The organism is Streptomyces sp. NPDC031274 (genome assembly GCF_055570235.1).
Genome location: NZ_JBVIHP010000020.1, coordinates 30,612 through 55,639 on the forward strand (window position 1 = coordinate 30,612; position 25,028 = coordinate 55,639).

Annotated in this window: 24 protein-coding genes; 11 read left to right on the forward strand and 13 right to left on the reverse strand. The window is 70.2% G+C overall.

Features of this window, described 5'->3' with window-relative positions:
• The first annotated feature begins 217 nt into the window (after positions 1-217).
• Together ACZ5CR_RS28880 and groL are read left to right on the forward strand one after the other, a co-directional pair.
• A complete protein-coding gene (locus tag ACZ5CR_RS28880; protein WP_005315736.1) occupies positions 218-421 on the forward strand; it encodes a cold-shock protein in 204 nt (67 codons plus the stop codon).
• A 315-nt stretch (positions 422-736) separates the two neighbouring features.
• Positions 737-2,362 carry a chaperonin GroEL gene (gene groL / locus ACZ5CR_RS28885; RefSeq protein ID WP_055551550.1) on the forward strand — a complete coding sequence of 542 codons (1,626 nt, stop codon included), beginning with the start codon at positions 737-739 and terminating at the stop codon, positions 2,360-2,362.
• 52 nt (positions 2,363-2,414) lie between these two features.
• Here the strand turns inward: groL and ACZ5CR_RS28890 are convergent, their stop codons facing one another.
• Positions 2,415-4,502 carry an ATP-binding protein gene (locus tag ACZ5CR_RS28890; protein WP_468862594.1) on the reverse strand — a complete coding sequence of 696 codons (2,088 nt, stop codon included), beginning with the start codon at positions 4,500-4,502 and terminating at the stop codon, positions 2,415-2,417.
• Positions 4,503-4,815: 313 nt separating this feature from the next.
• On the opposite strand from ACZ5CR_RS28890, the gene ACZ5CR_RS28895 reads away from it, so the two are divergent.
• Complete coding sequence (locus ACZ5CR_RS28895; protein WP_468862596.1) at positions 4,816-5,898, forward strand: PP2C family protein-serine/threonine phosphatase; 1,083 nt, start codon at positions 4,816-4,818, stop codon at positions 5,896-5,898.
• On the opposite strand, the gene ACZ5CR_RS28900 is transcribed toward ACZ5CR_RS28895, so the two are convergent.
• Positions 5,876-7,132 carry an esterase/lipase family protein gene (locus ACZ5CR_RS28900; protein ID WP_468862598.1) on the reverse strand — a complete coding sequence of 419 codons (1,257 nt, stop codon included), beginning with the start codon at positions 7,130-7,132 and terminating at the stop codon, positions 5,876-5,878. The two genes, ACZ5CR_RS28895 and ACZ5CR_RS28900, sit on opposite strands and share 23 nt — an antisense overlap.
• 330 nt (positions 7,133-7,462) lie before the next feature.
• Here ACZ5CR_RS28900 and ACZ5CR_RS28905 point away from each other — a divergent pair, with 330 nt between their 5' ends.
• Entirely contained in the window at positions 7,463-8,191 is a 729-nt protein-coding gene (locus ACZ5CR_RS28905) for a GntR family transcriptional regulator (RefSeq protein ID WP_468862601.1), read from the forward strand.
• Entirely contained in the window at positions 8,188-9,048 is an 861-nt protein-coding gene (locus ACZ5CR_RS28910) for an SCO6745 family protein (RefSeq protein ID WP_468862602.1), read from the forward strand. The genes ACZ5CR_RS28905 and ACZ5CR_RS28910 overlap by 4 nt, the downstream gene beginning before the upstream one ends.
• Before the next feature lie 90 nt (positions 9,049-9,138).
• Here the strand turns inward: ACZ5CR_RS28910 and ACZ5CR_RS28915 are convergent, their stop codons facing one another.
• The 3 genes from ACZ5CR_RS28915 to ACZ5CR_RS28925 all read right to left on the reverse strand — a co-directional run bounded on the left by ACZ5CR_RS28915 (position 9,139) and on the right by ACZ5CR_RS28925 (position 11,327).
• Positions 9,139-10,014, reverse strand: a complete 876-nt coding sequence (locus ACZ5CR_RS28915) for a hypothetical protein (protein WP_468862604.1) — start codon at positions 10,012-10,014, stop codon at positions 9,139-9,141.
• Positions 10,015-10,240: 226 nt separating this feature from the next.
• Entirely contained in the window at positions 10,241-10,504 is a 264-nt protein-coding gene (locus tag ACZ5CR_RS28920; RefSeq protein WP_468862606.1) for a DUF397 domain-containing protein, read from the reverse strand.
• Positions 10,488-11,327 (reverse strand): helix-turn-helix domain-containing protein, encoded by an 840-nt coding sequence (locus tag ACZ5CR_RS28925; RefSeq protein ID WP_468862608.1) that lies wholly within the window; start codon positions 11,325-11,327, stop codon positions 10,488-10,490. Before ACZ5CR_RS28925 ends, ACZ5CR_RS28920 begins: the two co-directional genes overlap by 17 nt.
• A gap of 116 nt (positions 11,328-11,443) precedes the next feature.
• On the opposite strand from ACZ5CR_RS28925, the gene ACZ5CR_RS28930 reads away from it, so the two are divergent.
• The 3 genes from ACZ5CR_RS28930 (at position 11,444) to ACZ5CR_RS28940 (ending at position 12,184) form a co-directional block, all read left to right on the forward strand.
• Positions 11,444-11,656 (forward strand): hypothetical protein, encoded by a 213-nt coding sequence (locus tag ACZ5CR_RS28930; RefSeq protein WP_468862610.1) that lies wholly within the window; start codon positions 11,444-11,446, stop codon positions 11,654-11,656.
• On the forward strand, positions 11,646-11,876 hold the full coding sequence (locus ACZ5CR_RS28935; RefSeq protein ID WP_468862612.1) for a hypothetical protein: 231 nt from the start codon (positions 11,646-11,648) through the stop codon (positions 11,874-11,876). The genes ACZ5CR_RS28930 and ACZ5CR_RS28935 overlap by 11 nt, the downstream gene beginning before the upstream one ends.
• An 86-nt stretch (positions 11,877-11,962) precedes the next feature.
• Positions 11,963-12,184, forward strand: coding sequence for a type II toxin-antitoxin system VapB family antitoxin (locus tag ACZ5CR_RS28940; protein ID WP_468862614.1), 222 nt, complete (start codon positions 11,963-11,965; stop codon positions 12,182-12,184).
• A 163-nt stretch (positions 12,185-12,347) separates the two neighbouring features.
• Here ACZ5CR_RS28940 and ACZ5CR_RS28945 read toward each other — a convergent pair whose 3' ends face one another.
• Positions 12,348-13,799 carry an amidase gene (locus tag ACZ5CR_RS28945; RefSeq protein WP_468862617.1) on the reverse strand — a complete coding sequence of 484 codons (1,452 nt, stop codon included), beginning with the start codon at positions 13,797-13,799 and terminating at the stop codon, positions 12,348-12,350.
• Positions 13,800-13,995: 196 nt separating this feature from the next.
• Between ACZ5CR_RS28945 and ACZ5CR_RS28950 the strand changes: the two genes are divergently transcribed.
• The gene (locus tag ACZ5CR_RS28950) at positions 13,996-14,598 is read left to right on the forward strand and encodes a Uma2 family endonuclease (protein WP_468862619.1); all 603 of its coding nucleotides are present in this window, start codon (positions 13,996-13,998) and stop codon (positions 14,596-14,598) included.
• Positions 14,599-14,684: 86 nt separating this feature from the next.
• Here the strand turns inward: ACZ5CR_RS28950 and ACZ5CR_RS28955 are convergent, their stop codons facing one another.
• The 5 genes from ACZ5CR_RS28955 to ACZ5CR_RS28975 form a co-directional block, all read right to left on the reverse strand.
• Positions 14,685-14,954, reverse strand: a complete 270-nt coding sequence (locus ACZ5CR_RS28955; RefSeq protein WP_468862621.1) for a type II toxin-antitoxin system RelE family toxin — start codon at positions 14,952-14,954, stop codon at positions 14,685-14,687.
• Positions 14,951-15,235, reverse strand: a complete 285-nt coding sequence (locus ACZ5CR_RS28960) for a type II toxin-antitoxin system Phd/YefM family antitoxin (protein ID WP_468862623.1) — start codon at positions 15,233-15,235, stop codon at positions 14,951-14,953. Before ACZ5CR_RS28960 ends, ACZ5CR_RS28955 begins: the two co-directional genes overlap by 4 nt.
• 129 nt (positions 15,236-15,364) lie before the next feature.
• Positions 15,365-16,891 carry a PTS transporter subunit EIIC gene (locus ACZ5CR_RS28965; RefSeq protein WP_468862625.1) on the reverse strand — a complete coding sequence of 509 codons (1,527 nt, stop codon included), beginning with the start codon at positions 16,889-16,891 and terminating at the stop codon, positions 15,365-15,367.
• 103 nt (positions 16,892-16,994) lie between these two features.
• Positions 16,995-18,005, reverse strand: coding sequence for an N-acetylmuramic acid 6-phosphate etherase (gene murQ, locus ACZ5CR_RS28970; protein WP_468862627.1), 1,011 nt, complete (start codon positions 18,003-18,005; stop codon positions 16,995-16,997).
• Positions 18,006-18,076: 71 nt separating this feature from the next.
• Complete coding sequence (locus ACZ5CR_RS28975) at positions 18,077-19,000, reverse strand: MurR/RpiR family transcriptional regulator (protein WP_468862629.1); 924 nt, start codon at positions 18,998-19,000, stop codon at positions 18,077-18,079.
• Positions 19,001-19,168: 168 nt separating this feature from the next.
• On the opposite strand from ACZ5CR_RS28975, the gene ACZ5CR_RS28980 reads away from it, so the two are divergent.
• Both ACZ5CR_RS28980 and ACZ5CR_RS28985 read left to right on the forward strand, forming a co-directional pair.
• A complete protein-coding gene (locus tag ACZ5CR_RS28980) occupies positions 19,169-19,573 on the forward strand; it encodes a hypothetical protein (RefSeq protein ID WP_468862631.1) in 405 nt (134 codons plus the stop codon).
• Positions 19,570-19,836 carry a DUF4031 domain-containing protein gene (locus ACZ5CR_RS28985; protein WP_468862633.1) on the forward strand — a complete coding sequence of 89 codons (267 nt, stop codon included), beginning with the start codon at positions 19,570-19,572 and terminating at the stop codon, positions 19,834-19,836. The genes ACZ5CR_RS28980 and ACZ5CR_RS28985 overlap by 4 nt, the downstream gene beginning before the upstream one ends.
• Here ACZ5CR_RS28985 and ACZ5CR_RS28990 read toward each other — a convergent pair.
• Together ACZ5CR_RS28990 and ACZ5CR_RS28995 are read right to left on the reverse strand one after the other, a co-directional pair.
• A complete protein-coding gene (locus tag ACZ5CR_RS28990; RefSeq protein ID WP_468862634.1) occupies positions 19,793-20,299 on the reverse strand; it encodes a hypothetical protein in 507 nt (168 codons plus the stop codon). The two genes, ACZ5CR_RS28985 and ACZ5CR_RS28990, sit on opposite strands and share 44 nt — an antisense overlap.
• A gap of 41 nt (positions 20,300-20,340) precedes the next feature.
• A complete protein-coding gene (locus ACZ5CR_RS28995; protein ID WP_468862635.1) occupies positions 20,341-25,023 on the reverse strand; it encodes an HD domain-containing protein in 4,683 nt (1,560 codons plus the stop codon).
• Positions 25,024-25,028: the final 5 nt, after the last annotated feature.

Below are 25,028 nucleotides of genomic sequence, written 5' to 3' on the forward strand. Positions count from 1 at the left end.
CTTGCCCTGAACTCCGGCAAATTCTCCGCATATTTCCGATCGCGCGTGCCCAGAATTCTCGTCCGATTGACCTGTTGCAGAGGGCAGTTGGGCAGATACATTCAGCGGCGGTCGACGCGTTCCGGCGCACGCCTCCACAACCCATTGGGGGGGTGAGGTCTGACCCGGGCCCGCGAAGTGCGGGTCCGTGCAAGGGCCAGTAATAGGGGAGTTAGGCATGGCTCAGGGCACCGTCAAGTGGTTCAACGCGGAGAAGGGGTACGGCTTCATCGCGGTCGACGGTGGTGCGGATGTTTTCGTCCACTACAGCGCGATTCAGATGGACGGTTACCGCACCCTTGAAGAAGGTCAGCGAGTGGAGTTCGAGATCTCGCAGGGCCAGAAGGGTCCACAGGCGGACATGGTCAAGCTCGCCGTCTGATCTCGGCGCGATCGGCCAGCGACTTAGCGAGTGACGAGGGGCCCGTATCCCGACAGGGGTACGGGCCCCTCGTGCGTACGCCCCCGGATGTGCGCCCCCCATGTGTCTGGGATCCGTGAGAGACGCTTGCACTCGTAGGGGTCGAGTGCTAATCATTGGGCTTAGCACTCTCCTAGTGAGAGTGACAGAACTTGGATCGGGTCGGTGAGGCCCGCAGGCCGGGTGGGGCAAGGAACCACACGGTTTGCAGGCCGTCCGTCGCGGGCACCGATGCGATCCGGAGCATGCCACCCCTGTCCGGGAGGACCACTTCACATGGCCAAGATCATCGCGTTCGACGAGGAGGCACGGCGCGGCCTCGAGCGCGGCATGAACCAGCTCGCCGACGCCGTCAAGGTGACCCTGGGCCCCAAGGGTCGCAACGTCGTCCTCGAGAAGAAGTGGGGTGCCCCCACGATCACCAACGATGGTGTTTCCATCGCCAAGGAGATCGAGCTCGAGGACCCGTACGAGAAGATCGGCGCCGAGCTGGTCAAGGAGGTCGCGAAGAAGACGGACGACGTCGCCGGTGACGGCACGACGACCGCGACCGTCCTGGCGCAGGCGCTGGTCCGCGAGGGCCTGCGCAACGTAGCCGCCGGTGCCAACCCGATGGCCCTCAAGCGTGGCATCGAGAAGGCCGTCGAGGCCGTCTCGGGCGCCCTGCTCGAGCAGGCCAAGGACGTGGAGACCAAGGAGCAGATCGCTTCGACCGCCTCCATCTCCGCCGCCGACACCCAGATCGGCGAGCTCATCGCCGAGGCGATGGACAAGGTCGGCAAGGAAGGCGTCATCACCGTCGAGGAGTCGCAGACCTTCGGGCTCGAGCTTGAGCTCACCGAGGGCATGCGCTTCGACAAGGGCTACATCTCGGCGTACTTCGCCACCGACATGGAGCGTATGGAGGCGTCGCTCGACGACCCGTACATCCTGATCGTCAACTCGAAGATCTCGAACGTGAAGGACCTCCTTCCGCTCCTCGAGAAGGTCATGCAGTCCGGCAAGCCGCTGCTGATCATCGCCGAGGACGTCGAGGGCGAGGCCCTGTCGACCCTGGTCGTCAACAAGATCCGTGGCACGTTCAAGTCCGTCGCCGTCAAGGCCCCGGGCTTCGGTGACCGCCGCAAGGCCATGCTCGGCGACATCGCCATCCTCACCGGTGGCACCGTCATCTCCGAGGAGGTCGGCCTCAAGCTGGAGAACGCCGGTCTCGACCTGCTCGGCCGCGCCCGCAAGGTCGTCATCACCAAGGACGAGACCACGATCGTCGACGGCTCCGGTGAGAGCGACCAGGTCCAGGGTCGCGTCAACCAGATCCGCGCCGAGATCGAGAACTCGGACAGCGACTACGACCGCGAGAAGCTGCAGGAGCGCCTGGCGAAGCTCGCCGGCGGTGTTGCGGTCATCAAGGCCGGTGCCGCGACCGAGGTGGAGCTCAAGGAGCGCAAGCACCGCATCGAGGACGCCGTTCGCAACGCGAAGGCCGCCGTCGAAGAGGGCATCGTCGCCGGTGGTGGCGTGGCCCTCATCCAGGCCGCCGCTGTCTTCGAGAAGCTTGAGCTCGAGGGCGACGAGGCCACCGGTGCCGCCGCTGTGAAGCTGGCCCTTGAGGCCCCGCTGAAGCAGATCGCGGTCAACGCCGGCCTTGAGGGCGGTGTCGTCGTCGAGAAGGTGCGCAACCTCACCGTCGGCCACGGCCTGAACGCCGCGACCGGTGAGTACGTCGACATGATCGCCGAGGGCATCCTCGACCCGGCGAAGGTCACGCGCTCTGCCCTGCAGAACGCCGCGTCGATCGCCGCGCTGTTCCTCACCACCGAGGCCGTCATCGCCGACAAGCCGGAGAAGGCGGGCGCTGCCCCGGCCGGCGGCGGCATGCCGGGCGGTGACATGGACTTCTGAGCCTCTTCGGCTCGGTAGGCCAGTCTTCACGTACCGAGGGCGGTACCCCTTCTCAGGAAGGGGTACCGCCCTCGGGCGTTGCCAGGGCATAGGCGATGCCGTCGTCGATGTCGGACTCAAGCCCCTTGCGGAAGGCGGCCTCGTACGCCGGGTCGCCGATGGCGTCGCGGATCCGGCGCTCGCAGGCCTGGCGGACGGCAACGAGATAGGGACTTCCCATCTGTGCGACGCCGCTGGAGCGCCAGAGGACATCGGAGATACCGAGCAGCCGCCCGGTCTGCTCGGGGTCGGCCATGGCCGAGGTCAGCGCGTCGATGCTCAGGGCGGCACCGAAGACGTCGCGGAACCGCCATTTGATCGGCAGGGCGTCGCGGGCGTGCCGCACGGCCGACTCCGGGTCGCCGTTGCTCAGCGCGGCCCTGGACAGCAGGTCGAAGGCGTAACTGCGCATCCACAGCTCGCCGTGCCGCTCGCACTCCTCGCGCAGGGCGTCGGCGCTCGCGGTGGCCCGGTCGAACTCGCCCAGATGGAGTCGGGCGAACGCCAGGACGCCGAGCACGAGGAGCTTGACGGCGGGGGAACCGCCGCCGCAGCCGGGCGACCCGGCCGCCGGTGCGAGCAGGACGATCGTCCGCGCGGGGCGGCCGGTCAGCGCAAGGCGGGCCCCTTCGAGGTAGAGAGCGGCGTCGGCCGCCGCCGGATCGTCGACCCGGTCCGCCAACGACGCGCAGATGTGCACCAGTTGGGTGGAGGCTTCGAGGTCGCCCTGCACGAGGGAGACCGATCCACAGGTCCACAGGGCCCAGAAGCGTTCCCGTTCGGCGCCCGGACCGGGGGTCTTGGCAAGGGCCCGCTCCAAGTAGTGACGGCCTTCGCGCTGGAAGCCGCAGCAGAACCAGAAGAACCACAGACTGCCGGTCATCTCAAGGCTGTCACGCGGGTCCGGCTCCGCGAGGCAGCTCTCCAGAGCCGCGCGGAGGTTGGCGTGCTCGGCCGTGCACCTCTCGTACCAGGCCACCTGGTCGGGGCCGGCCCACTTCCGGCCGCCGGTGCGGGCCAGCCAGCGGTAGTAGTCCCGGTGCCGCTCCGCGAGACGCTTGTCCTCGCCGAGATTGCGCAGCCACTCCTCGCCGTACTCACGGACGGTGTCCAGCATCGAGTACCGCAGGCCCCGCTGGGTCTCCACCGACCGCAGGAGGGACTTGTCCACAAGGGCGGAGAGCAGCCCCCCGATCTGCCCGCTGCCGAGCGGGCCGACGGCGCAGACCAGTTCGGCCGCCTCCTGCTCGAAGCCGTCGGCGAAGACGGAGAGGCGGGCCCAGACCAACCGCTCCTGTGGGGTGCACAGTTCGTGGCTCCAGCCGATGGCCGTGCGCAGGGTCTGGTGCCGGGGTTCGCTCCCGCCGTGCCAGCTGCCGGGGGGCGAGGGGGAGGCGAGCGTCTCGAAGCGGGCGTGCAGGCGCCGGCGGAGTGCGTCCAGGTCCATCTCGGGCAGGCGGGCCGCGGCCAGTTCGATGGCGAGGGGGATGCCTTCCAGGTGCGCGCAGATCTCCGCCACCGCCGTGCCGTCCTCCTCGGTGACGCCCGCGCGCTCCATGAACAGCAGGGCCGCGTCGGACGGTCGTGCGCCGTGGACGTCGACGGGCAGCGGGGGCACGACGACTGCCTGCTCGCCCTGGAGGAACAGGGGGTGGCGGCTGGTGGCGAGGACGCGTACTCCCGGGGCCGCGGCCAGCAGTGTGCGTACGAAGTCGGCGCAGTCGGCGGCCAGATGCTCGCAGCAGTCCAGGATCAGCAGGAGCTCCTTGTCGGCCAGCCAGCCGGACACCACCTCGATCGCGGGCCGGGCGCTCTGATCGGCAAGGCGCAGGGCCTCGTACAGGGCGAGGGCCATCAGGGCAGGCTGGCTCAGCTGGGCGAGGTCGACCAGCCATACTCCGTCGGGGAAGCCGTCCCTCAGCTCCGCTCCGGCGCGCTGTGCCAGGCGGGACTTGCCCACGCCGCCCACACCGGTCAGCGTCACCAGGCGGGCGTCGGTCAGGGCTTCCGCGACGGCCCGCAGTTCCGCCCCGCGTCCGACGAAACTCGTCGTCTCGGCCGGTAGGTTGCCCACCTGTCGGCTCTGCCCGGTTTTCCCCATGGTGGCTCCCCGTGGCTCCCCGTCTCCGGCCGCTCCAAGCCCCTTCGGCCCGCAGCCGCCGCCGTTTCCGCCCTGTGAGTCTGCTCTCCGTCACGGTCCCGGGCTCATGGATGTCGTGAGATGCCCATTTCTACTGGCGAGACGTTCGCACCGTCGCATTTCGGCGTCAGGCCCGGTCATCTACCGTCCACTCCGGTCAACCTCTTCTGGGAGGGGCCACGGGTGGTCCATAGTGACCGTCAACCGTCACGGAGCGTGAACATGGGGGTGGGGCCGGGCCATGCCCGTCGGCAGGTGGGGCCGGGAGGCAGACATGAGGGGATGGCGCATCCTGTTGATCCTGGCTCTGGGGGTGAGCTTCCTCCTGGCAGCGCTCGGCACGTTCGTCAGCGGCTGGCCGACGGGGGTCGCCGTGCTGCTGATCGGTCCGCTCATCGCCTGTGTCCGGTCGAGTGCGCGGCGTACCGCGGTGGTGGTCGCCTGGACGGTGCTGCTCGCGTCGGTGACCGGTGTCGTGCGGCATCTGGCGGGGGCACCGGGTTTCGGTCTGGAGTTCCTGGTCCTCGTGGCGGGCGGGGTGCTCGCCGTCCACAACGCCGCCCGGCACGCCGAGCGGGAGGCGGCCCTCGCCCGGGTCACGGAGGTGGCGTGCGCGTCGCAGAGCGCGCTGCTACAGCCCCTGACGGCCGAGGTCGGCGGGATCGAGGTGTGCACCCGGCAGCACAGTCCGGTGCAGGGAGCCTCGGTGTGCGGGGACCTGTACGACGTCGTCCACACCCCGTACGGGCCGCGGCTGTTCGTCGGGGACGTACGCGGCCACGGCCTGGAGGCGCTGCGGACCACCGCGGCGGCGATGAAGGCCTTCCGCGACCTCGCCTATCTCACCCCCGGCCTCGCCGACCTGGCCACGGCCCTCGACACCCGGCTCGCCCCCGACCTGGGGCCCGAGGGCTTCGTCACCGCCGTCATCGCCGAGTTCGCGCCGGGCGAGGTCCGCCTGGTCAACTGCGGCCACCCGCCGCCCCTGCGGGTGGGCAAGCAGGTCAGACTCCTCGAACCCCCGGAGCCCGCGCTGCCGTTGGGCCTGCGTACGACACCGCTGCCGCACCGGGTCTACCTGCAACCGGGGGAGCGTCTTCTCTTCTACACCGACGGCCTGAGCGAGGCCCGCGACGGCGACGGCGTCGACTTCCCCCTGCTCCCGCGCGTGGCCGAGGCGCTGGCCGAGCCCTCGGACTCCGATGCGCTCGACGCCCTGTACGCCATGGCGATCGCGCACACCGGCCGCCCGCTCACGGACGACGTCGTCCTCGTCCTGTGCCGGGCGACCGACGCGACCGGGGCCCCGCTCACCGCCTGCCCCCAGGAGGGGATCAGTCCGGGAGCCGGTCCATGATCCAGGTGCAGAGTTCCTCGGTGACCAGGGTGTGGCCCTCGTTCTGGGCCGCGCAGTAGTACTCGTCCAGGTGGCTGTCCTCGGACTTCTCCGGGAACGGGTCGTACAGCTTCTCGTGGCTGTCGATGTCGCGCAGGGCGACCGCGCTGACGGCGGGGACGAAGCAGTGCTCGCGGATCTCGGCCTCCGAGCCGAGGCCGATGATGGCGGGGATCCTGTCCAGTTCGTCGGCGAGGATGCCGAAGCCCTCCAGGGTGCCGCCGGGCGCGCCGTCGACCGCGGGCAGGCCCGAGGTGCGGAGCTGCGGCTTGCGCAGGGTCACCACCCGTAGCTGCGCGACGAGTTGGTCCTCGCCCTCGGGCTGCGTGTAGAGGCGGGTGCCGGTGATGGCGAGGCCCCTGCCGTGGAACGCCTGCTCGCCGGGGGCGATGCCGTTGCCCGCGCCGCTGCGGACGCCGTTGGCGACGCCGATGTTCTTCGGCCGGTTCGGCCAGCCGCCGACCCGCTCGAGCTCGGCGAGGAACTCGACGCGCTCCTTGTCCGTCTCGGGAGCGTCGCCCCACTCGGAGATGTGCTGCCACAGGAGCTGGCGCGCGGCCGGGCTGTTCATCTGGTTCGAGAAGGCGGCGTTGAGCCGGCGGATGTAGTGCGCGAACGACTGGAGCGCGAGCGGGATCCAGGCGCCGCGGTGCGGGCTGTCGTACGAGAAGTACAGCGCGGTCTCGTGGTCGACGCTGTCGTGCTCCATCTTGGCCAGCGCGTACCGCGCGACCAGACCGCCCATGCTGAAGCCGCCGACGGTCAGCGGGTGGTTGCCGTTGCGCCGCGCGATCGTTTCCTGGATCGCCGACTTGGCGGCCTTGGCGTTGTCCAGGATCGAGGCGCTGCGCTCGTCGAAGCCGAGCAGGATGACGTCGTACCCGCGCTTGCGCAGCTTGCTGATGAACGGGTACGGCCCCCGCTCCAGGGTCTCCCACGAGAAGTCCAGGTCACTGGGCCCGGTGTTGAAGCCGTCCGCGATGATGACCGGCTTGGTCAGCCCGTCCTTGGCGTTGGCGAGATACACCCAGGCCCGGCCCTCGGGCAGTGTCCACTCCTGGTCCGGGGCGGGCGCGGACTCGGAGACCTCCCGGGGGCCGGGCGCCAGGGTGATGCGGGCGGCGGTCCCGAAGGCCTCGGCGATCTGCTCTTCGTCGTGCTGGCCGGGCTGTCCGGTGTCGTCGTACTCGGTCATGAAGGGTCCCCTCCGGTGGTGCGGCTCCGATGGCGGGATGAGGTGCGGTGTCATCTTCGGTACGTCGGTTGGCCCGCCGGAAGGAGAGCGGGGCCCTTTCGGACAGCGGGGTGTTGGCCGCTTTCGCGTGTGCCGTACGGGGATGAGGGCCGCCGGGCCTGGGCGGGGCGCGCACGGCGGTTACGGGTGTGGCGTGGCGGTGTTCGACTCGGTCAGGGGCTGCGCGCCGACGCGGGGGAAGTATGTCCCGAAGGCGCCGGGAGCGCTCGCCATGTGAATCGATGTCGGCCTTGGTAATCGATTATCCATCGGATCGTCTATTGTGTAGGCATGAGTCAGACGCCCCACACCTCGCCACAGGCGGGGAAGCAGATGCTCTCCGAGCAGGTCTACACCCACCTGCGGGACGCGATCATGCGCGGCGACCACGCCCCCGGCGACCCCCTCAAACCCCAGGACCTCGCCAAAGAGCAGGGCGTGAGCCTGGCCGTCGTGCGTGAGGCGCTCGTGCGGGTGGTCGGCGAAGGTCTCGCCGACCGGCTGCCCAACCGCGGCTTCGCCGTCCCCGCCTTCTCCGACCGCCGCTGGCAGGAGATCGCGGAGGCCCGCAGGGCCGTCGAACCGGTCATGCTGCGCATGTCCGTCGAGCGCGGCGACGTCGACTGGGAAGCCCGGGTACGGGCCGCCCACCACCGTCTGACCCGCACCCCGGCATACGTGCCGGAGGAGGGCGAGCACTACAGCGGCGCGTGGGCCGAAGCGCACCGGGTCTTCCACCGCACCCTGCTTGAGGGGTGCGGCAACGCCGTACTCCTTCAGACCTTCGACCGGATGTGGACCGCGAGCGAGCTGGCCCGCCGCTGGTCGGCGCACCGCAACCCCGGCCGGGACGGCGCCCTGGAGCATCGCCGCCTTGAGGAGGCGGCGCTCGCCCGCGACGCCGACACCGCCGCCGAGGTCCTCACCCAGCACCTCACCCAGACCGCGGCCGGACTGACCGACTGCCCCCACCACGAACCGACCGACAACCCCACCGACGAAACCGGAGCCACAGCATGACGTCCATCGAGGCCAGCACGGGCCGCCACTGCCACAACGCCGTCAGCCCTCTGCACGTGGCCATGTACTTCGCTCCGGAGCCGGGGGAAGAACTCACGGCACTCGGTCTTGAGCAAGGCTCCATGGTCTACCTCGCGGGCCGCGCCGCACCGCTGGGGGCCGTCGACGCGGGCACCGTCACGGCGACGTTCTACAACTTCAACCACGAGCACGTACGGCGGTCCATCCCCGCGGCGTGGACCGTCACCACCCCGGAGGCGGTGCTCACGGCACGGCTGCGCGGCGCGGACCGGACGCTGCGGCGGCTGCTCGGGAAGGAGGCCCTCATATCCAAGGAGATGACCGAAGCGGCCGAACTGGCGCTGCGCGCCACCGAAGCGTGCCGCAGGGAGGCGCGTCCGCTGTACGCCGCCAACGCCGACCTCCCCGTCCCCGAAGAGCCGCACCTCGCCCTGTGGCACGCCGCGACGCTGCTGCGCGAGCACCGGGGTGACGGTCACCTGACCGCCCTGACGATGGCCGGCCTGTCCGGCATCGAGGCGCTGGTCCTGCACAACGCCACCGGCAAGGCGCCGACATCGGAACTCTTCATGCGGACGCGCGGGTGGTCCGAGCAGCAATGGGGCGCCGCCCGGGAGCAGTTGCGCGAGCGTGGCCTGCTGGACGGGGCGGGGGACCTCACGGGGGCGGGCACGGCTCTGCGCGCCGAGACCGAGGCGCTCACCGACCGCCTCGACGCCGCCCCGTACGCCCACCTCGGCCCGGCGGCCACCGCCCGCCTCACGGAACTGGCCGGTGCCTTCTCCGGAACCCTCAGGGCGGCGGGCGCCTTCCCGGCGGTGCACTTCGGCAGGTGAGGGCGGCGGGGGGCGCGTCGGTGCTGGGGGTCATGGCGTCGCCTCCTCCCCTACATCGTGCCCCGCTTCTGGCACGGATGGGTTGAACCGTCACGTGTGGCTCCTTGCGGGGTTTCGGGTCGCCGCAGCGCGGGCTTGTGCCGCGTGGGCGCGGACCTCGGTGGGGCCCAGGGCGGTGCGGTGACGCACGGGTTCGCCCCGGCACGGGCCGCAGGTGCCGCCGGGCAGGGCTTCGGGGCGGCCGGGTGCGCCGCATCTTCCGCACTCCAGTACGCGAAGTGCGGGGCGGGGCGCTGGCTCCGGAGGGAGCTTGCTCTTGAGGCGGCTGCGGACGAGGGCCGCCGGGCTGTGGACCGGGGTGGGCAGTCCCGCGGTGAGGGCGCGGAGGACGTCCGGCTCCGTCGCGCCGCGCCTGAACCACTCGGTGACCTGGGGTTCGAGGGCGACGCAGTCCGCGTACGCGAGGGACAGCGCGGGGGCCGTCCTGCCGAGAGCCGCGAGGAGGATGAAGGCGCGGCTGCGGGTGGGGTGCCGGGGTCTGCTCGCTTCCGGCTCCGGCTCCTTCTCCGGTACGTCGCCACGCGTGAACGCCGCCCACCAGTCGTCGTCCCGCGCCGTCCGGGAGAACCACGTCCGAGTGACCCAGCGGGCGCTGCCGGATCCGCGCACGTGTTCGCTGCCGCGCCGCAAGTTGCCTGCCTCCTGGAGCTTGTTGAGGGCGGTACGGAGAGCGCACTGGCCGTACGGGAGGTGCTTGGCCAGGGTCTTCACGGAGATGTCCGCGCCGTCGGGTAGCCGGTCGAGGTACGCGGCGATGGACGCTTCGCGGGGTGGGAGGTGGGTGAAGTCGTGGGCGGTGCGTTGGAGTTGTCCGGGTGCCGAGCGTTTTCCGTAGCCCGGGTTGGCCATCGGGTGCGGGGTCGGGTGCGTGGGGCGGAAGGCGGCACTAAGCTTGGCGTCAGCCATGGATCGAACTCGACTTTCGATCGTGATGGTCAGGCCCCCGCAGGTGTTGCTAGCACCGAGCGGGGGCTGTTCGTTATGCGGGCACGCTAGAGCGTCGTCACGTTGCGTGGCAAGTCGAACCCGGAAAGTGGTCGCGTGTGCCAACTCCGGGGGAGGGAGGGTGGGTTGAGGCCCGCCTCCCGTTCCTTGAAAAGAGGGCTCGCGGCTTGCGGCTTGAGCCCCGGGGTCAGCTGGCCTTAAGGCCCGCGATGAACTCGGACCAGCTGGCGGCCCGGAACACGAGCTTCGGGCCTGTGGGGTTCTTGGAGTCGCGGACGGGGACGAGTTCGGGGTGACCGTCGACTACTTCTAGGCAGTCGCCGCCCTGCCCACCGCTGTACGTGGACTTGCGCCAGCGGGCCATCTCCAGGCAGTTGCCGCCGTCAGGGCCGCTGTAGCTGGACTTGTGCCAAGTAGCTGTGCTCAGGTCGTACTCAGGGCTGGTCCTCATGGGTGTAATCCTCTGCCACTGATTCGATCAGAGCCAGGGAATCTTGTGGTGACAATGCGCTGGCCCCTAACAAATCGTAGGCCAGAGTTTGTCGGGTGACTGTGGCCGGGTCGTCCTCAAGGCGCCCGGTTTCGACACCCTCTGCGTAGGCGAGCGGAGGTGCATTCTCAAAGGTCATGAGCTTGAGGGAGCCTTGGACGAGCGGGTGGGCGCCTGCCGAGAAGGGCATGACCTGCACGATCGCTCGGTGTCGCCGCCCGAGTGCGGCGACATGGTGCAGGGCCTCGGCCATCACCCCAGGCCCTCCGACCACTCGGCGGATTGATGCCTCGTCGAGTACCGCCCACAACAGCGGCGTTGTTGGATCGCGCAGGATGTGAGCTCGCTCTAGACGGGCTGTCACCAACTCGTCGATGACATCCGGCGTCGCTGTCGGGCGCCCACTCCGGAACATGGCCCGTGCGTACCCCTCCGTTTGCAACAACCCTGGGATCAACAGGGGGGCGTACTCCCTGATCGCCGTAGCAATCGCCTCCGCCTCCGCAGCCTCCGCGAAGTGATCCGGGTACTTGGACTTGGCGACGGCCTTGCAGTTGCGGGCGAAGAAGCCCCCCGTGTCGAGGACTTCGTCGAAGTGGTGGGCGTACTCCAGGTGCATCCGGCGCGTACCGGCCTCCAGCTGGCCGATGAAGGAGCCGCTGACGAAGAGCGGGGCGCCGAGCGCGTCCTGGCTGAGGCCCGCACGTTCGCGGGCGTGGCGGAGTTCACAGCCGAGGAGGGCTCGGGGGTTCGATGAGGGGTCGAGGTCCTTGGGGCGGGTCATGGGCAACTCCTGCACCGAACAAGGGGGTTTGTTGGGTCGCCGACGCTTCTCAGGGTACGCAGCGGCGGACACGCTGGGTGATGAAACGAGAACACTCAGTGTGAAAGGTGGAGCGCATGGCGCTGACGGCAGAGGAACGGGTGCGGGCGGTGGAGGAGGCCGTGCGGCAGTTGAGAGCGGGCCTCGAAGGGGCCGGGGTCACGCTGCCGTCGCTACGGATGGACCCCCTGACGGCGACGGCCGAAGGGGCGCTGCCGCTGGTGGAGCTGGGGCGCTGCAACCTCGACATGGCGTTGCGTCTTGCCGCCGTACTGGAGGGTGCGCGGTGACAGCGACCCGAGTGTTCCGGAGGCGGGGACGTACGCCGTCGACTACCGGGACGGCAGCGTGGGGCAGGTCATGGGGTGCGAGGGCGGACTCGTACAGCTGAGGCCGCTCGGCGGAGGCCGGGAGTGGGACTGCCCGCCGGAGAAGGTCGGGGAGGCGCCGCCGGGCGAGGTGCTGCGGGAGAAGGTGCGGCTGGTCAACCGGGAGGGGCGGCTGCCGTGAACGTGACGGACCGGCGAAGTGAGGGGCTGATTTGTACGCTGAGAGAGGTCGAAGTGGGCTCTCCATGTACAGAGCGGGAGATCGTGATGTCGCTGACACACATCGAGATCGACGATGAGGCCCTGGAGACCGCCAAGCGTCTCGGCGGGCATCGGACGAAGACGGCGGCCGTCGCGCATGCGTCGGCGGAGTACAACAGGCGACTGGAGAGGGCTGCCGCCTACGACAGGTTCAACGACTTCGCGACGGCAGCGAAGTTCGCGGCCGAGCTGCGGGAGCGCCGAGTGCAGGAGGGGCCCGTCGGGTAGGTCAGGCCACCGGGGCGGCGTTGAATGCGACCTTCTCGTATCCGGCATCCAGGACGATGCTCAGGGAGGCGTTCATCGCGGTGGCCACGCGGCGCAGGAGGGGCAGGGCGGCGCCCGGGCCGAGCCGGGTGCCGCCTTCGGGTGCGGGAGAGGTCGGACCCGCCTACTGCGGGGCCTCGAAGCCGCCGATCTGCTGTTCGAGCAGTTCGGCCAGCCGCAGCGGGGTGCGGTCCTCGAACATCGGGCCGATGAGCTGCACTCCCACCGGCAGCCCCTCGGGGGACCGGCCCGTTGGTACGGCGGTGGCGGGCAGGCCGGGCATGGTGGCAAGACCGGCCCAGACGAGCTGGTCGAAGTACGGGTACTGGACGCCGTCGATGTCGAGCCGACGTTCCAGCACATGGGGGTTGTGGTCGTGCGGGAACGCGGGAGTGGGCGTGATCGGGCACACCACGGCATCGAACTCGGCGAACAGCTGCCGCCAGCCGTGGCGGTGGAGTTCGCGACGGTTGTTCGCCTCGATCCAGTCGCGGTGGGTGAACACCATGCCACGCAGCCGCGTCGCGTCGAGGCTCTGGTCGTCCGCGCTCAGTCCGGCGGCGCGGGTCCGCAGTTCCTCGTACGCGTCGACGGGAAAACGCGCGACGGAGCCCGAGAACAGGAACTGCATGTAGAGCGTCGCGGCTTCGGCCAGATCGGGCAGCAGCGAGCTGTGCCGTTCGACGCGGGCGCCGCCGTCGGCAAGCGCCTCGGCCACCCGGTCCACGCCCGCCCGCACGGCGGACCCGGTCGGAATGAGCGGATGTTCGTCGAGGACCAGGACCCGGAAGTCGCGGATCCGCTCGTGGCGCGCGGGCGGCAGCGTCACGTCGTACGCCACACCGTGCGTCATCGGGTCCGGTCCGGCCATGACGTCGAGCAGGAGCGCGAGGTCGCGGGCGGTGCGCGCCATCGGACCGACGACGGCGAGGTCGAGGTCGACCGGCAACGGTTGTGCCGGTGGCACGACCATGCCGCGGGTCGCCGCCAGCCCGACCGTCGGCTTGTGCGCGTAGATGCCGCAGAAATGCGCGGGGGTGCGCAGCGAACCTGCGAGGTCGGAGCCGATGGACAGCGCGCCGAACCCGGACGCCAGGGCCGCCGCCGATCCACCGGAGGACCCGCCCGACGTACGACCGTGATCCCACGGGTTGTTGGTGGTGCCGTAGATCTCGTTGAAGCTCTGGATGTCTTGCAGTCCCAGCGGCACATTGGTCTTGCCCAGCACCACCGCGCCCGCGTCCTTGAGCCGCGACACCTGCACCGCGTCCTCGGCAGGCACGTAGTCCCGGTGTTGCGGCATGCCCCAGGTCGTGGGCAGCCCAGCCATGTTGTAGGACTCCTTGACCGTCACCGGTATACCGAGCAGCGGCCGGACCTCGCCGCGGGCGCGCGCCTGGTCGGCACCGCGCGCGGCGGCCCGCGCACGGTCGAAGTCCGGCACACAGATCGCGTTGATCCCCTTGTCGTCCCGCTCGATCCGGGCGATCGCCTCATCGGTCAGTTCCGCCGAGGACACTTCACCGGCACGCAGGGCAGCCGTCATCTCTTCGGCCGTCTGAAAGTTCGACTCCATGAATCCGACCGTATTGACCCCTTGAGCAGGGCACCTAATACCGGTTCGCGCAACGGGATGGATGTCCAATCGGGCCCGACCTCGGTGTGCCCGACCTCGGTCGCTCGTTCGTGGGACGCTGGGGGAAAGCGGTCAACGACCGCAGGCTCGTCGATCTACGCTCACGTGCCGCAGGCTTCAAGAGAAGGGACCCGCGATGACCGCAGCACTGGTCGAGCACGACATGGCTCCTGACCGCCGTTCGTGGGACCTCCTGCTCCAGGCGTGGCGTGAGCTGGATGTGCCGGAGGGCTGGCACGCCGAGATCGATGAAGGGCAGATTGTCTTGGTACCGCCGCCGCACAGGCATCACAACGGAATCGCGGACGCCCTGCAGAGGGTGCTCTACCAGGTCGCCCCCGATGAACTGGGGGTCTACCAGACCCTCGGCATCCACATCGCCCCTTTGGACAAGCTGTACGTCCCGGATCTGGTGCTCGCCCCGCGCGAGGTCGTGGACGCCGCAGATCCCGACACCAACGACCCCCTGGACGCGTCGGAAGCCCTGCTCGTCGTCGAGATCACCTCGCAGAGCAACGCCAAGGACGACCGCACCAAAAAGCTGTGGGCCTATGCGCATGCCCCGGTTCCGGCCTACCTGCTCGTGGACCGTTTCGACGAGCACGGTCCGACGGCCACCTTGTTCACCGGACCGCAGAACGGGGCGTACAAGCACGCCGAGCGGGTGCCGTTCGGGGAGAGCCTCACGCTGCCGGATCCGTTCGCGGCGACCGTCGATACGGCGGCATTTCCCGGCTGACGTCCCGCACAGGGGGCGGTCAGGCCGTTGCCGGTTCCTTGTCGGCTTCCCGTGTGTCTGGCTCGTTTCGCGGCTCCTGCCTCGGCTTACAGGTTGCGATACACGTCGCGCCGGTTGCCCACATGGACGACCAGGATGACCAGGACCTCGTCACGGATCTCGTAAACGACCCGGAAGCTGCTCACCCGCAGCCGGTGCAGACCGTCATGGCCCGTGAGTTTCTTGGTGTCCGCGTCGTCGCGACGCGGATCGTCGCCGAGCGCGGTGAGGGCCGTCAAGATGAGCATGGCCTGTTGTCGGTCGATGGAGCGGAGTTGACGCTGCGCGTACGTGGTGAAGCGGAAGGCGTACTTCACGCGACGTCGCCCTTGCTTCCCTCGCCCTTTCCGCCGTCTCCTTCGAAGAGGTCGGCGAGGAGTTCGGCCATGCTGACGGTGGGGTCGTCGCGGTGCTGCTCGGCCTCGCGCGCAGCGAGTTCGTCACTCGCCTCGTCGAGCGCGTCCAGGACCTCTATGGGGACCAGGGCCGCTACACGCTTCCCCTTGCGCGTCAGCACGGTCACCTCGCCGGCCTCGGCCTTGTCGACGACCTCGGCGAGGTGGGCGCGGGCTTCACGGATGGTGACGTTCTCGCTCATGACACAAGTGTACGCAACCATGTGTACACATGGCGTGGCGCGGGACGGGGCGGGATGTAGCAAAGGCGGCACCCCGGTCACGCATGCGTGGGATGCCGCCCTGGCTCGTCAACGTGCGGACGAAGGCCCTCAGACCTTCGCTGGTTCCGCCTCTGAAGCAGTCGGCCCGGCTGCCGCACCGGAAGAGGCCGAGACGACCTGCTCGGGGGCGTCCGTGGCGGCCGTGTCGGCGTTCAGCTCCACCAGCATCTCCTTGCTGAAGCCGAAGAAGTACGTCGCGAAGAAGCCCACCACGTAGCCGATGAGCAGGCCGCCGCCGTAGATCGCGACCGTCAGGCCCAGGCCCTTGTTGCCGTCGAGGAGCGGGAACAGCGCCCAGCCCGACGGGCCGATCGCCGTGGAGCCGACCTTCTCGCCGATCATCGAGAAGAAGCCGATGAACGCACCGCCCGCCGCGCCGCCCACGCACGCCGTGATGAAGGGGCGGCCGAGGGGGAGCGAGACGCCGTAGATGAGGGGTTCGCCCACGCCCAGGAAGCCCGCGGGGAGCGCCGACTTGATCGTCGTACGGATCGACGTGTTGTTCTTCAGGCGCTTGTAGACCGCGATCGCACAGCCCACCTGGCCCGCGCCCGCCATCGCCAGGATGGGGAGCAGGACCGTGAAGCCCTGCTGCTCGATGAGCGTGGTGTGGATGGGGATCAGGGCCTGGTGCAGGCCCAGCATCACCAGGGGCAGGAACAGACCGCCAAGGACCAGGCCCGCGAACGCGCCCGTGTTGTCCAGGAGCCAGTTCGCCGCCGTACCGATGCCCGTCGAGACCTCGCCCGCCAGGAACATCAGGCCGAAGATCGTGACCAGGCCCGACAGAAGGACCGTGATGGTGGGGGTGACCAGGACGTCAAGCGCCTCCGGGACCCACTTCCTGCACCACTTCTCGATGTAGGTGGCGAGGACCGCGGCGCCGAGGGCGCCGAGTACGCCGCCCTGCCCGGGCGACAGCTTCTGGCCGAACGCCTCGATGTTCGCCACACCCGCGTACACGATGATCGCCGCCACCGCGCCGCCCAGAATCGGTGTACCGCCGAACTCCTTCGCCGTGTTGAAGCCCACGAACACCGCGATGAGGGCCATGAAGCCGGAGGCGATCGCCGCGAGCGCCGGGGTGATGCCCGGCAGCCACTCCAGGTTGATCAGGAGGCCGTTGATGCCCGCGATGATGCCGCAGCCGATGAGGGCCGGGATCAGCGGCACGAAGATGTTCGCGATGCGGCGCAGGAAGAGCTTGAACGGGGTGGCGTTCTTCTCCTTGCGGGCCGCCCGGATGGCCGCCCCCTGCGTCGCCAACTCGTCCGCGGTGAGCACGTGTTCGGCAGGTGCCGTCGGGGCCGCGGACGCTTCCTCCGCCACCAAGGCCTCGAACTCCGGGGTGACACGGGCGACGATGCCCGGGCCGAGCACGATCTGGTACGTGTCGTCGTCGACCACGCCCATCACGGCGGGCAGCGCCTTCAGTGCCTCGTCGTCGACCAGCGAGCGGTCGGCGAGGCCCAGGCGCAGGCGCGTCATGCAGTGGGCGATGGACGTGACGTTCCGGGCGCCGCCGACGAGGGGCAGGATCGCGGCGGCTGTGGCGCGGTTCTTGTCAGTTGCCATGGTGCGGATGCCTTGCTGTGTGCAGGGTGGCGCTGTTCGGTCAGCGGCAGGGGAAGGGAGGGGAGGGGAAGGGAGGGGAGGCGGGGCGGCTGGGGCAGGTGGGTCAGGTGGTGGTGCGGGGCGTGCGTGCCGTGTCGAGTGCCGACCTGAGGTGGCCGTCCGACGATGCGAGCAGGTCGGCCGCCGTGTGGCCGTCGACCCCGCCGAGGATGGTGAGGATGGCGTTCTTCACCTCCCCGTCGGTGGAGGCGAGCGCGGCCTCGATCTCCTCGTCGGACGCGCCGGTGGCGAGGGAGACGATCCGCCGCGAGCGGGCGCGCAGCTTCTCGTTCGACGCGCGTACGTCCACCATCAGGTTTCCGTACGTCTTGCCGAGGCGGATCATCGTGATCGTCGACAGCATGTTGAGGACGAGCTTCTGGGCCGTGCCCGCTTTCAGGCGGGTGGAGCCGGTGAGCAGCTCCGGGCCGACGACGACCTCGATGCCGTGGTCGGCCGCCGCCGCGAGCCCGCTGTCCGCGTTGCAGGAGAGGCCGATGGTGAGCGCGCCCCGCCGCCTGGCGTGCTCCACCGCGCCGATCGCGTACGGGGTGCGGCCCGACGCCGATACGCCCACGACCACGTCGTCCGCGGTGAGACCGAGCCCGTCCAGGTCCTCGGCCGCCAGCTCCTTGCTGTCCTCCGCGCCCTCGACCGCCGTGACCATGGCGCTCGGCCCGCCCGCGATGAGGCCGACGACCTCGGACGGGTCGGTGTTGAAGGTGGGCGGGCACTCGGAGGCGTCGAGCACGCCCAGGCGCCCGGCCGTTCCGGCGCCCGCGTAGACGAGCCGTCCGCCGCGGGCCATGCGCTCGGCGGTGCCGTCGATGGCGGCGGCGATCGCCGGGAGCTGCTCGGCGACGGCCGTCGGCACGGTGGCGTCCTCGCCGTTCATGATCTTCGCGATCTCCAGCGTGGGCTGCCGGTCGATCTCGGAGAGCTCGGGCCGGAACGCCTCGGTGGTGAGCGTGTCCAGCTGGGCACGGAGCTCGCCGTACGTCTCTCCGCTGCCGGGGGTGGGGGAGGGAGAGGGGCTGGGGCTGGGGGAGGGGGTGGCGTCGGTCGTGGAGGGCATGCGTGCGGCTCTTTCGTGTGCGGCGGGGTGGGCGGGTGCGGGCGTGACGGGTGGGGCGTGACAGGTGGGTGTCAGCGGTTGCCGCCGCGCGGGCTGTGCCGGTGCGCGAGCGCTTCGTAGGAGGCGGCGAGCGCGGGGGCCGCGCTCTCGTACGTCCGCTGAGCGACGCCCACGAACAGGCAGTCCACGACGAGCAGTTGGCTCGTGCGGGACGACATCGCGGCGGGCCTGAGCTCGCTCTCGCGCGCGGTGGAGGTGGTCAGGATGTGGTCCGCGTACTGCGAGACGGGGCTGCCGGGCCGCCCGGTGATCGCGATGGTCGTCGCCCCGCGCTCGAAGGCGACCCGCAGCGGCTCGATGACGTCGCCGGTCGATCCGGAGTGCGTGATCGCGATCGCCACGTCCTTGGAGTGCAGGGTGACGGCGTTCGTGACGGCCAGGTGCGGGTCGGAGTGCGCGTGGGCGATGTGGCCTATGCGCAGCAGCTTCTGTGCGAGGTCCTGGGCGACGAGGCCGGAGGCGGCGACTCCGTAGATCTCGGTGCGGGGCGCGACGGCGAGCGCGGCGACGGCGGCGCCGAGCTGGACGGTGTCGAGTCCGCCCGCGGTGTCGGCGAGGGTCTGCTGCTCGTCGTACGCGAGCTTCGCCACGACGTCCGCGATCGGATCGTCCACGGCGATGTCGGCGGTGACGGCGGGCGCGCGGCCCGACTGCTGCTGGGCGGCGAGCCCGGCGAGGGCGAGCCGCAGGTCGCGGTAGCCGGGGTAGCCGAGGAGGCGGGCGGTGCGGACCACCGTGGCCTCGCTGGTGCCGGTGAGTTCGGCGAGGCCGGTGACCGTGAGGGCCGCGCAGCCCGCGGGGTCGCCGGCGACGGCTTCGGCGACCAGCTGCATGGAGCGGGTCATGGACGGGGCGAGGGTCCGCACCTTGGCCGCGAGGGCGGCCGGGGCGGGGGGCGCCGCGCCAGCGAAAATTTCCTTCACGTCATTGGTCACGCCTGAAAGATATTTTCATACCGGGGGTCGGTCAAGACCCCTTTGGTCCCGATCTCGGTCCCGGTCTTGGCCCCGATCTTGGCCCCGGTCTTGGTCCCGATCTCGGATGGATCTTCGGAGGTCGCGCGCGGGCTTCGGCGGGGTGTGCGTGGGGTGGACAATGGCTGCATGGAAGCGATCGACCCTCTGGAGCAGGCGCTGCACGCCGCTCGCGCACTTGTCATCGCCGATCTCGTGGCCGGTGAGGTCGCCGAGGCCGAGGTCGTCTCGCTGGTCGAGGAGTCGGTGGTGCACCGCCGCTGGTGGGTCGAGCAGTGGCCCGAGGGCGTCGAGTACGTCGCGGGCCTCGTCGCCCAGGACGTACAGGACGCACTCCTGGAGCGCTACGGCCGCTGGCCGCTCTGCCCGGTCTGCGGCGCGGACGACCCGCACGCCCTGGAGGTGGAACCGGAGCTCGGCCCGGACCCGCACTGGGTGTGCGCCAAGGCGACCGTCATCGTGGCCCCGGTGGGCGGCCTGGCGGGCGGTCCGACGGGCGGTCCGGCGAGCGGTCCGACGGGCGGCCTGGCGTGACCGTCTACATAGACCCGCCGACCTGGCCGGGCCACGGGCGCATGTGGTCGCACCTGGTCAGCGACTCCTCGTACGAGGAACTGCACGCGTTCGCGGCAGGCATCGGCGCCCCGCCGCGCGCCTTCGAGCGCGACCACTACGACCTGCCCTCGCACCGCTACGAGGACGCGGTGCGCGCGGGCGCGGTCGAGATCGGCTCGAAGGAACTGGTGCGCAGGCTTACGGACGCGGGGCTGCGGAGGCCGAAGGGGCGTCCGGCGTAGCCCGGCTCGCGTACGCCGCGAAGTGGTACTCCGTTTCGCAGATGATGATCAGCCTGCTCAGGTCCGCCGAGAGGAAAATCCACGGATCCTCGATCGCCTCGCGCACGAGCGCGGCCCAGCCGTCGCCGCCCTCACCGCTCTCGCCTCCCTCGGCGACACGGCACTCCACCCACGGTTCGCGGGCCACGTGGGTCTTCACGTAGAAGTGCCCCGCCACTCCATTACGGGTCAGCAATTCCTGGATCCATGCGTCGAGTTCACCGGAAGCCGTCTCATCGCTGATCACGTCGTCCGGGTCTGTGCGGATGTCCTGGGACAGGTCGATGGCCGCCCTGACCCACGGCGGCTCCCCGCCGGGAACGGACCCGAGCCCGAGGCTGAAGCGGGAGAGCTTTCCGGCGATGGCCTCCAGAGCGGCCTTTTCCCGGCGTTCGCGGAGCTTCTGCTGCAGTTTGCTGTCCACCGCACGGTGCCTGTTCGTAGGAGTAGAGAGGGGGCGGAGGCTTACGGGGCGAACCAGCCTTCCGCCTCGTGGCGCAGACCCAGGGCGGTGGCTTTGCGGGCCACCTCGTGGAAGGGGAGGGAGAGGCGGGCGGCGACGGTTGCGAGGGCGGCGAGGGAGAGGGGGACGTCGTTCCATTCGGTGAGCGTGAGAGCGTCGGCACCGGGGGGCTGGAGTGCACGGGTCAGGTCCCATTCGGCGTTGCGTTCCTTGCCCCAGGCCTGGGTGACGGGTGCCAGCTCGTAGCCGAGGCGGAACAGCATGTGCGACATGTTGTCGATGCCCAGGCCGAACTGACCGGTGTGCAGGGCGGCGGCGTACTGGTCGGGCAGGGAGACGAGGCCGTGGCTCTCCGGGTCGGGCACGCCGTATCCGTAGCGCACGACGACGACGTCCTGAGGTCGCAGTGCGCCGAGTGTGGCCTGATCGGGCGCGCAGGGGTATCCCAAGGACGTCAGACGGTCCGCCGCCTCGACCAGCGTGACATTCGCATCTTGTGCCGTCTCTGCCACATCGGTCAGGGGCAGGGGTCCGTCCTCCGGGCCGTATAGCACCAGCGGGCCGAGGAACTCGATGTCCTTCTTGGAGAGTTGCTCGTCGACCGGCCGCTCGGGGCAGACGTCGAAGCCGATCGCCCGCAGCCGCTCTGCCGTGTCCCGCACCGATCCGAACCGACGCCCGGCGGCCGTCACATAGGCCCAGGGGACAGGCCGGTCCGGCTTGGGCTGCACCCCCTCGTAGTTCATGATCGCCCGGTCGTCGTCGGACAGCTCGGTCTCCGGGGATTCGACGTCGAAGCCCAGCCCGCCGAGCAGTTCGGCGGTCTGCCGGACGGAAGAGCCGGAGGCGCAGGCCACGGCCGCCAGCTGGGCCGCCGAAATATCGTGGGCCCGGTCGGGGGCCGGGGTGTCGAAGTACGCCGCCCACAGACTCCGGAGCACCGTCATCTCCTCGTCGGTCCAGGTCTCCTGGTCGGGGATGTCCGACGGCATGGTGAAGCCCAGTTCGCGCAGCCGTTCGGCGGCCCGTGACGTCGGCCAGTCGGCCTGCGCCGCGCTGACACAGACCTGGGCGGCGGTGAGTTCCGCTCCCGGCGCCAGCCAGTCACTCATGCCGGCGATGGGCCGCAGCAGGCTGAGGTCCTCCCAGCGCACGGCCTCATACGCGTGCAGAGGCTCGACGCGGTAGCCGAGCGCGGTGAGGCGGGCGGTCACCTCCGAGGCGGGCAGCTCAGTGCGCGCGACACGCGTCAAGACGTCCGCAGCGGTGAACGTGCGGTCCGGATCCCACCAGGAAAAAAGCAGCTTGAGGCTGGGGGCGCCGGAACCGAGCAGGGTCTGTGAGGGCTGTGGCCCGGACTTGGATTCCGTGCCGGGGCCCCGCTGCCAGGCGGCGAAGCGCTCGTCCCAGCGCTCGAACCTGCCGTCCCTGCTGAGCAGCGCCAGGTCCGACGGACGGGCGCACGGATCCGGTGACTGCGGCACCTCGGCGGCGAGCGGAGCGCCGAGCCCCGCGCGGTACAGCGCAAGCAGCCGCCAACGCAGCACAGGTGACGGCATGTTGCACACGTACGACGCGGCGTGCGCGTCGTCCTGCTCGAGGAATTCGCCGGTGACCAGGGGGAGCAGGGCCGCGTCGGGAAGGAAGGAGCCGACCTTGCCATAGGGCAACACGGTTCCGTCGCCCAGGTTCCAGGGCACGTCCGCGTCCTGTGCGTGGGCGGCGACGCGGTCGGCCAGCGCGATGGACATCTCGCTCAGCCGGGCCAGCCACTGCACCGTCGCCATGGGCTGTCGGGCGGTGAAGAGACTGGGCGCGGCCGCGCTGATCCGTTTCTTGACGTGATCCCAGTCGTAGTCCTGAATGGCCAAGCGGCTGACGGTCAGCTCGGGCTGCTGCTCGCCGTACAGATTGAGCATGAAGCCGTAGATGGCGCTCGTGAAGCCTGTCGACGCCCACAGGCCGTCCGCCAGGATCCACCCCCGGCCGTCCACCCACCACAGATCCGGGTCACAGGACGGCAGGACGGTGCTGCCGCGCTCGTCCATGGGGACAGAGTGCGCGGGCGACGCCTGGACCAGCTCCATCCCCGTCGGCGAGGGCTCGCCCGGCTCCCACACGTGGCGGCGCGCGCCGTGTTCCGCGGTCGTCCGGTACGGGGCCACCCAGAGCACCTGTTGCAGTACGTCCACACAGGAGACCGGCCCTCTGTGCCGGGTGAGCAGCAGGCGTACCGTCGTGCCGCACTCATCCCCGGGGCCCAGGTCCTCGACCCGGAAGAGGTTGCCGGGCCCTGCGATCGACACCTGGAGCAGTCGTCCGGGGCGGCCGTCCTTGCCCAGTCGGCAGGTGCGTACGACGATCTCGTCGGCCAGCATGAAATAGCTCAGCACCCCGATGCCGAAACGGGAGTTGGGGTGCAGCTCGATCTTCGGGTCGGGCAGTTCCGCCCAGGCCGCCTGCTCCTCGATGTACTCGGGCAGGTCGACGAAGCGGGCCCCGCCCTGGGAGAAGACGTCGCGCAGCTCTCGTACGCTCATGCCGATGCCGTTGTCGCGGCACTCCAGGTAGGGGCGGCCGTCGTCCCCCACGCCCTGGACGAAGTCGATCCTCCCCTCCCAGGGGGCGGCAGGCCGGCCGGTGCGGCGCAGGTACTCCCGGCGGCGGTCGGCGTAACGGACCGCGTCCAGCGCGTTCTGGTAGACCTCACGGACCGCCAGATCCCGCTCGCCGTACAACTCCTCGCCCATCAAAAGCTCTTGGACCCGGTCCTCCGCCAACTGGAAGCGGATGCCGTCCGAGAGCTGTTCCGGGGTGTTGCCGCCCAGGCGGACCCGCGAGCCGTCCGCATAAGGAGGCAAGGCCCCCAGCGGCGCGAGCGTCGGGTTGTTCGCCTTGTTGATGTCACGGAACAGGCCGTCCACCCGCGACGCGTGTTCCCGCAGAGCGATCTGCACCGCCGGGTGACCGCACACCGCGTTGAGGGAGCGGCCCGTGCCTGATGTGCGCCAGTCCGAGCCGCGCACTGTGGTCAGGAGTTCGTCGAGCTTCACGCTGTCCGAGATGCCGAGGTGTTCCACGACGATCTCGGGGAGGTCGACGGGGTCCACCGCCATCGCGTACGCCGCCTTGGTGAGCGCCGCGACCAGCGGTTCGCGGACCTCGTGCTCGTCGCGCGCGCTCGCGGCCACCGTGTCGCGGTCGTGCAGGCCGTCGCCCCGTGCGGTGGCGAAGGGGGCCGCGCGGTGCTCCTGGAGGAAACGCATCAGCCGCTTCTCGGAGAGCGACTCGGTGACCCAGCGCGGATGGTCCGACGCGTTCGCCGGGACGCCGACCAGCAATTTCAGGGACTCGGCCGCGTATACCTCCGGCTGTTGGATCAGCCAGCGGTGGTACAGCCACCAGCGGATCCGCTCCACCGAGCCGTCCGTGACCTTGGCCTGCTCCAGGGCGCGCAGCCTGCGCTTGATCCGGGGGAAGCCCTGGGCGAACTTGCGGAAGCGGTCCCGGTCCGGGGCGGGGCCCTTCCCGTCGTCGGCCAGGACGTCGCGGCGCCGGTCCGCCTCCTGCGTCCAGAAGGTCTGCTCGACCAGCGGAAGCAGCACGGCCAGGGCCGCCTCGGACGGGGAGAGCTCCACGCCGTCCGCGAGCCGGTGGGTGAGGAAGCCGAGCCTGTCGTGGGTGCGCAGGGCCAGTTCGGAGTCGTGCCACGGGTCGTCGCGCAGGGCGGCCGCCGCCATCTCGTACCCGGCGGCGAGACTGCTCGCGAGGGTGCCGCAGAGTTCGTGCAGGGCGTCCCGCGCCGGGCCGGGGCGGGTGCGTTGCCACACGGGGTGCTGGGCGACCGAGCGTATCCACGGGTGGGCCTCGGTGTGCCGGTCGGGGCCGGGGAGGAGGGGGAAGTCCTGTTCGCCAGGCGCGAGTTCGGATACCACCCTGATCTGCTGCGGGGCGCGGTCCCGTTGTTTGTACTGCTTGTACGCGCCGTGCAGGGCGGTGACCCGGGCCTGTGCCTCTTGGAAGAACTCCTGGAGGCGCATCGCGTGCGGGTTCTCCGTGATCACGTCGCCGACGGCGCGCGTGAAGAGGCTGAACGACTCGCCGGGCGGGATGCCCGTGTCGGCGCCGGGAGCCGCTGTCTCCGACTCGCGCACGAACAGGGCCTGTTGAGTCGCCGAGCACCCGTACACGTATGCGACCTTGCGGCGCAGCGACGCGGCGATCTTCCGGCGCGACCAGCTCTGGATGCCCGGCGGGCCCGCCTTGGTGTCCCGCTGGATGCCCTCGCGGCAGGCGTCGACGAGGAAGACGACGTGGGCCGCCCGCGACTCCTCCAGCTCTTTGCGCCAGCCGATCTCGATGCACGTGTCGGAGAACGGCTCGACGTCGAAGGTCGCGTCCTCGGGGATCAGGTAGTCCTGGCCCTCGAAGTGGTGGCCGTGCCCGCTGAGCAGGATCCACAGCGTGTCGTCCGGCCTCGCGTCCCGCAGGAACCCGCGGACCTGGGCGTGTACGGCGCTGGGGATGATGCCCCGCTTGTTCTCGACGATCTCCACCGACTGGAAGCCGCGGTCGGTGAGGATGTCGCGCAGCCGCAGCAGATCGTCCTGGATGAACGGGAGGCTGTCGATGCGCGGTTCGTCGTAGTCGCTCGCCCCGATCAGGAGGGCCTTGTGCTGTGGCACGGCCG

Bases quoted from the DNA above. Each gene is read 5' to 3' on its own strand.
- ACZ5CR_RS28960 (WP_468862623.1), bottom strand. From the start codon at position 15,235: ATGAGCGAGAACGTCACCATCCGTGAAGCCCGCGCCCACCTCGCCGAG.
- ACZ5CR_RS28905 (WP_468862601.1), top strand. From the start codon at position 7,463: ATGAGTCAGACGCCCCACACCTCGCCACAGGCGGGGAAGCAGATGCTC.
- ACZ5CR_RS28950 (WP_468862619.1), top strand. From the start codon at position 13,996: ATGACCGCAGCACTGGTCGAGCACGACATGGCTCCTGACCGCCGTTCG.
- murQ (WP_468862627.1), bottom strand. From the start codon at position 18,005: ATGCCCTCCACGACCGACGCCACCCCCTCCCCCAGCCCCAGCCCCTCT.
- ACZ5CR_RS28945 (WP_468862617.1), bottom strand. From the start codon at position 13,799: ATGGAGTCGAACTTTCAGACGGCCGAAGAGATGACGGCTGCCCTGCGT.
- ACZ5CR_RS28900 (WP_468862598.1), bottom strand. From the start codon at position 7,132: ATGACCGAGTACGACGACACCGGACAGCCCGGCCAGCACGACGAAGAG.
- ACZ5CR_RS28895 (WP_468862596.1), top strand. From the start codon at position 4,816: ATGAGGGGATGGCGCATCCTGTTGATCCTGGCTCTGGGGGTGAGCTTC.
- ACZ5CR_RS28965 (WP_468862625.1), bottom strand. From the start codon at position 16,891: ATGGCAACTGACAAGAACCGCGCCACAGCCGCCGCGATCCTGCCCCTC.
- ACZ5CR_RS28940 (WP_468862614.1), top strand. From the start codon at position 11,963: ATGTCGCTGACACACATCGAGATCGACGATGAGGCCCTGGAGACCGCC.
- groL (WP_055551550.1), top strand. From the start codon at position 737: ATGGCCAAGATCATCGCGTTCGACGAGGAGGCACGGCGCGGCCTCGAG.
- ACZ5CR_RS28925 (WP_468862608.1), bottom strand. From the start codon at position 11,327: ATGACCCGCCCCAAGGACCTCGACCCCTCATCGAACCCCCGAGCCCTC.
- ACZ5CR_RS28910 (WP_468862602.1), top strand. From the start codon at position 8,188: ATGACGTCCATCGAGGCCAGCACGGGCCGCCACTGCCACAACGCCGTC.
- ACZ5CR_RS28890 (WP_468862594.1), bottom strand. From the start codon at position 4,502: ATGGGGAAAACCGGGCAGAGCCGACAGGTGGGCAACCTACCGGCCGAG.
- ACZ5CR_RS28880 (WP_005315736.1), top strand. From the start codon at position 218: ATGGCTCAGGGCACCGTCAAGTGGTTCAACGCGGAGAAGGGGTACGGC.
- ACZ5CR_RS28915 (WP_468862604.1), bottom strand. From the start codon at position 10,014: ATGGCTGACGCCAAGCTTAGTGCCGCCTTCCGCCCCACGCACCCGACC.
- ACZ5CR_RS28930 (WP_468862610.1), top strand. From the start codon at position 11,444: ATGGCGCTGACGGCAGAGGAACGGGTGCGGGCGGTGGAGGAGGCCGTG.
- ACZ5CR_RS28980 (WP_468862631.1), top strand. From the start codon at position 19,169: ATGGAAGCGATCGACCCTCTGGAGCAGGCGCTGCACGCCGCTCGCGCA.
- ACZ5CR_RS28920 (WP_468862606.1), bottom strand. From the start codon at position 10,504: ATGAGGACCAGCCCTGAGTACGACCTGAGCACAGCTACTTGGCACAAG.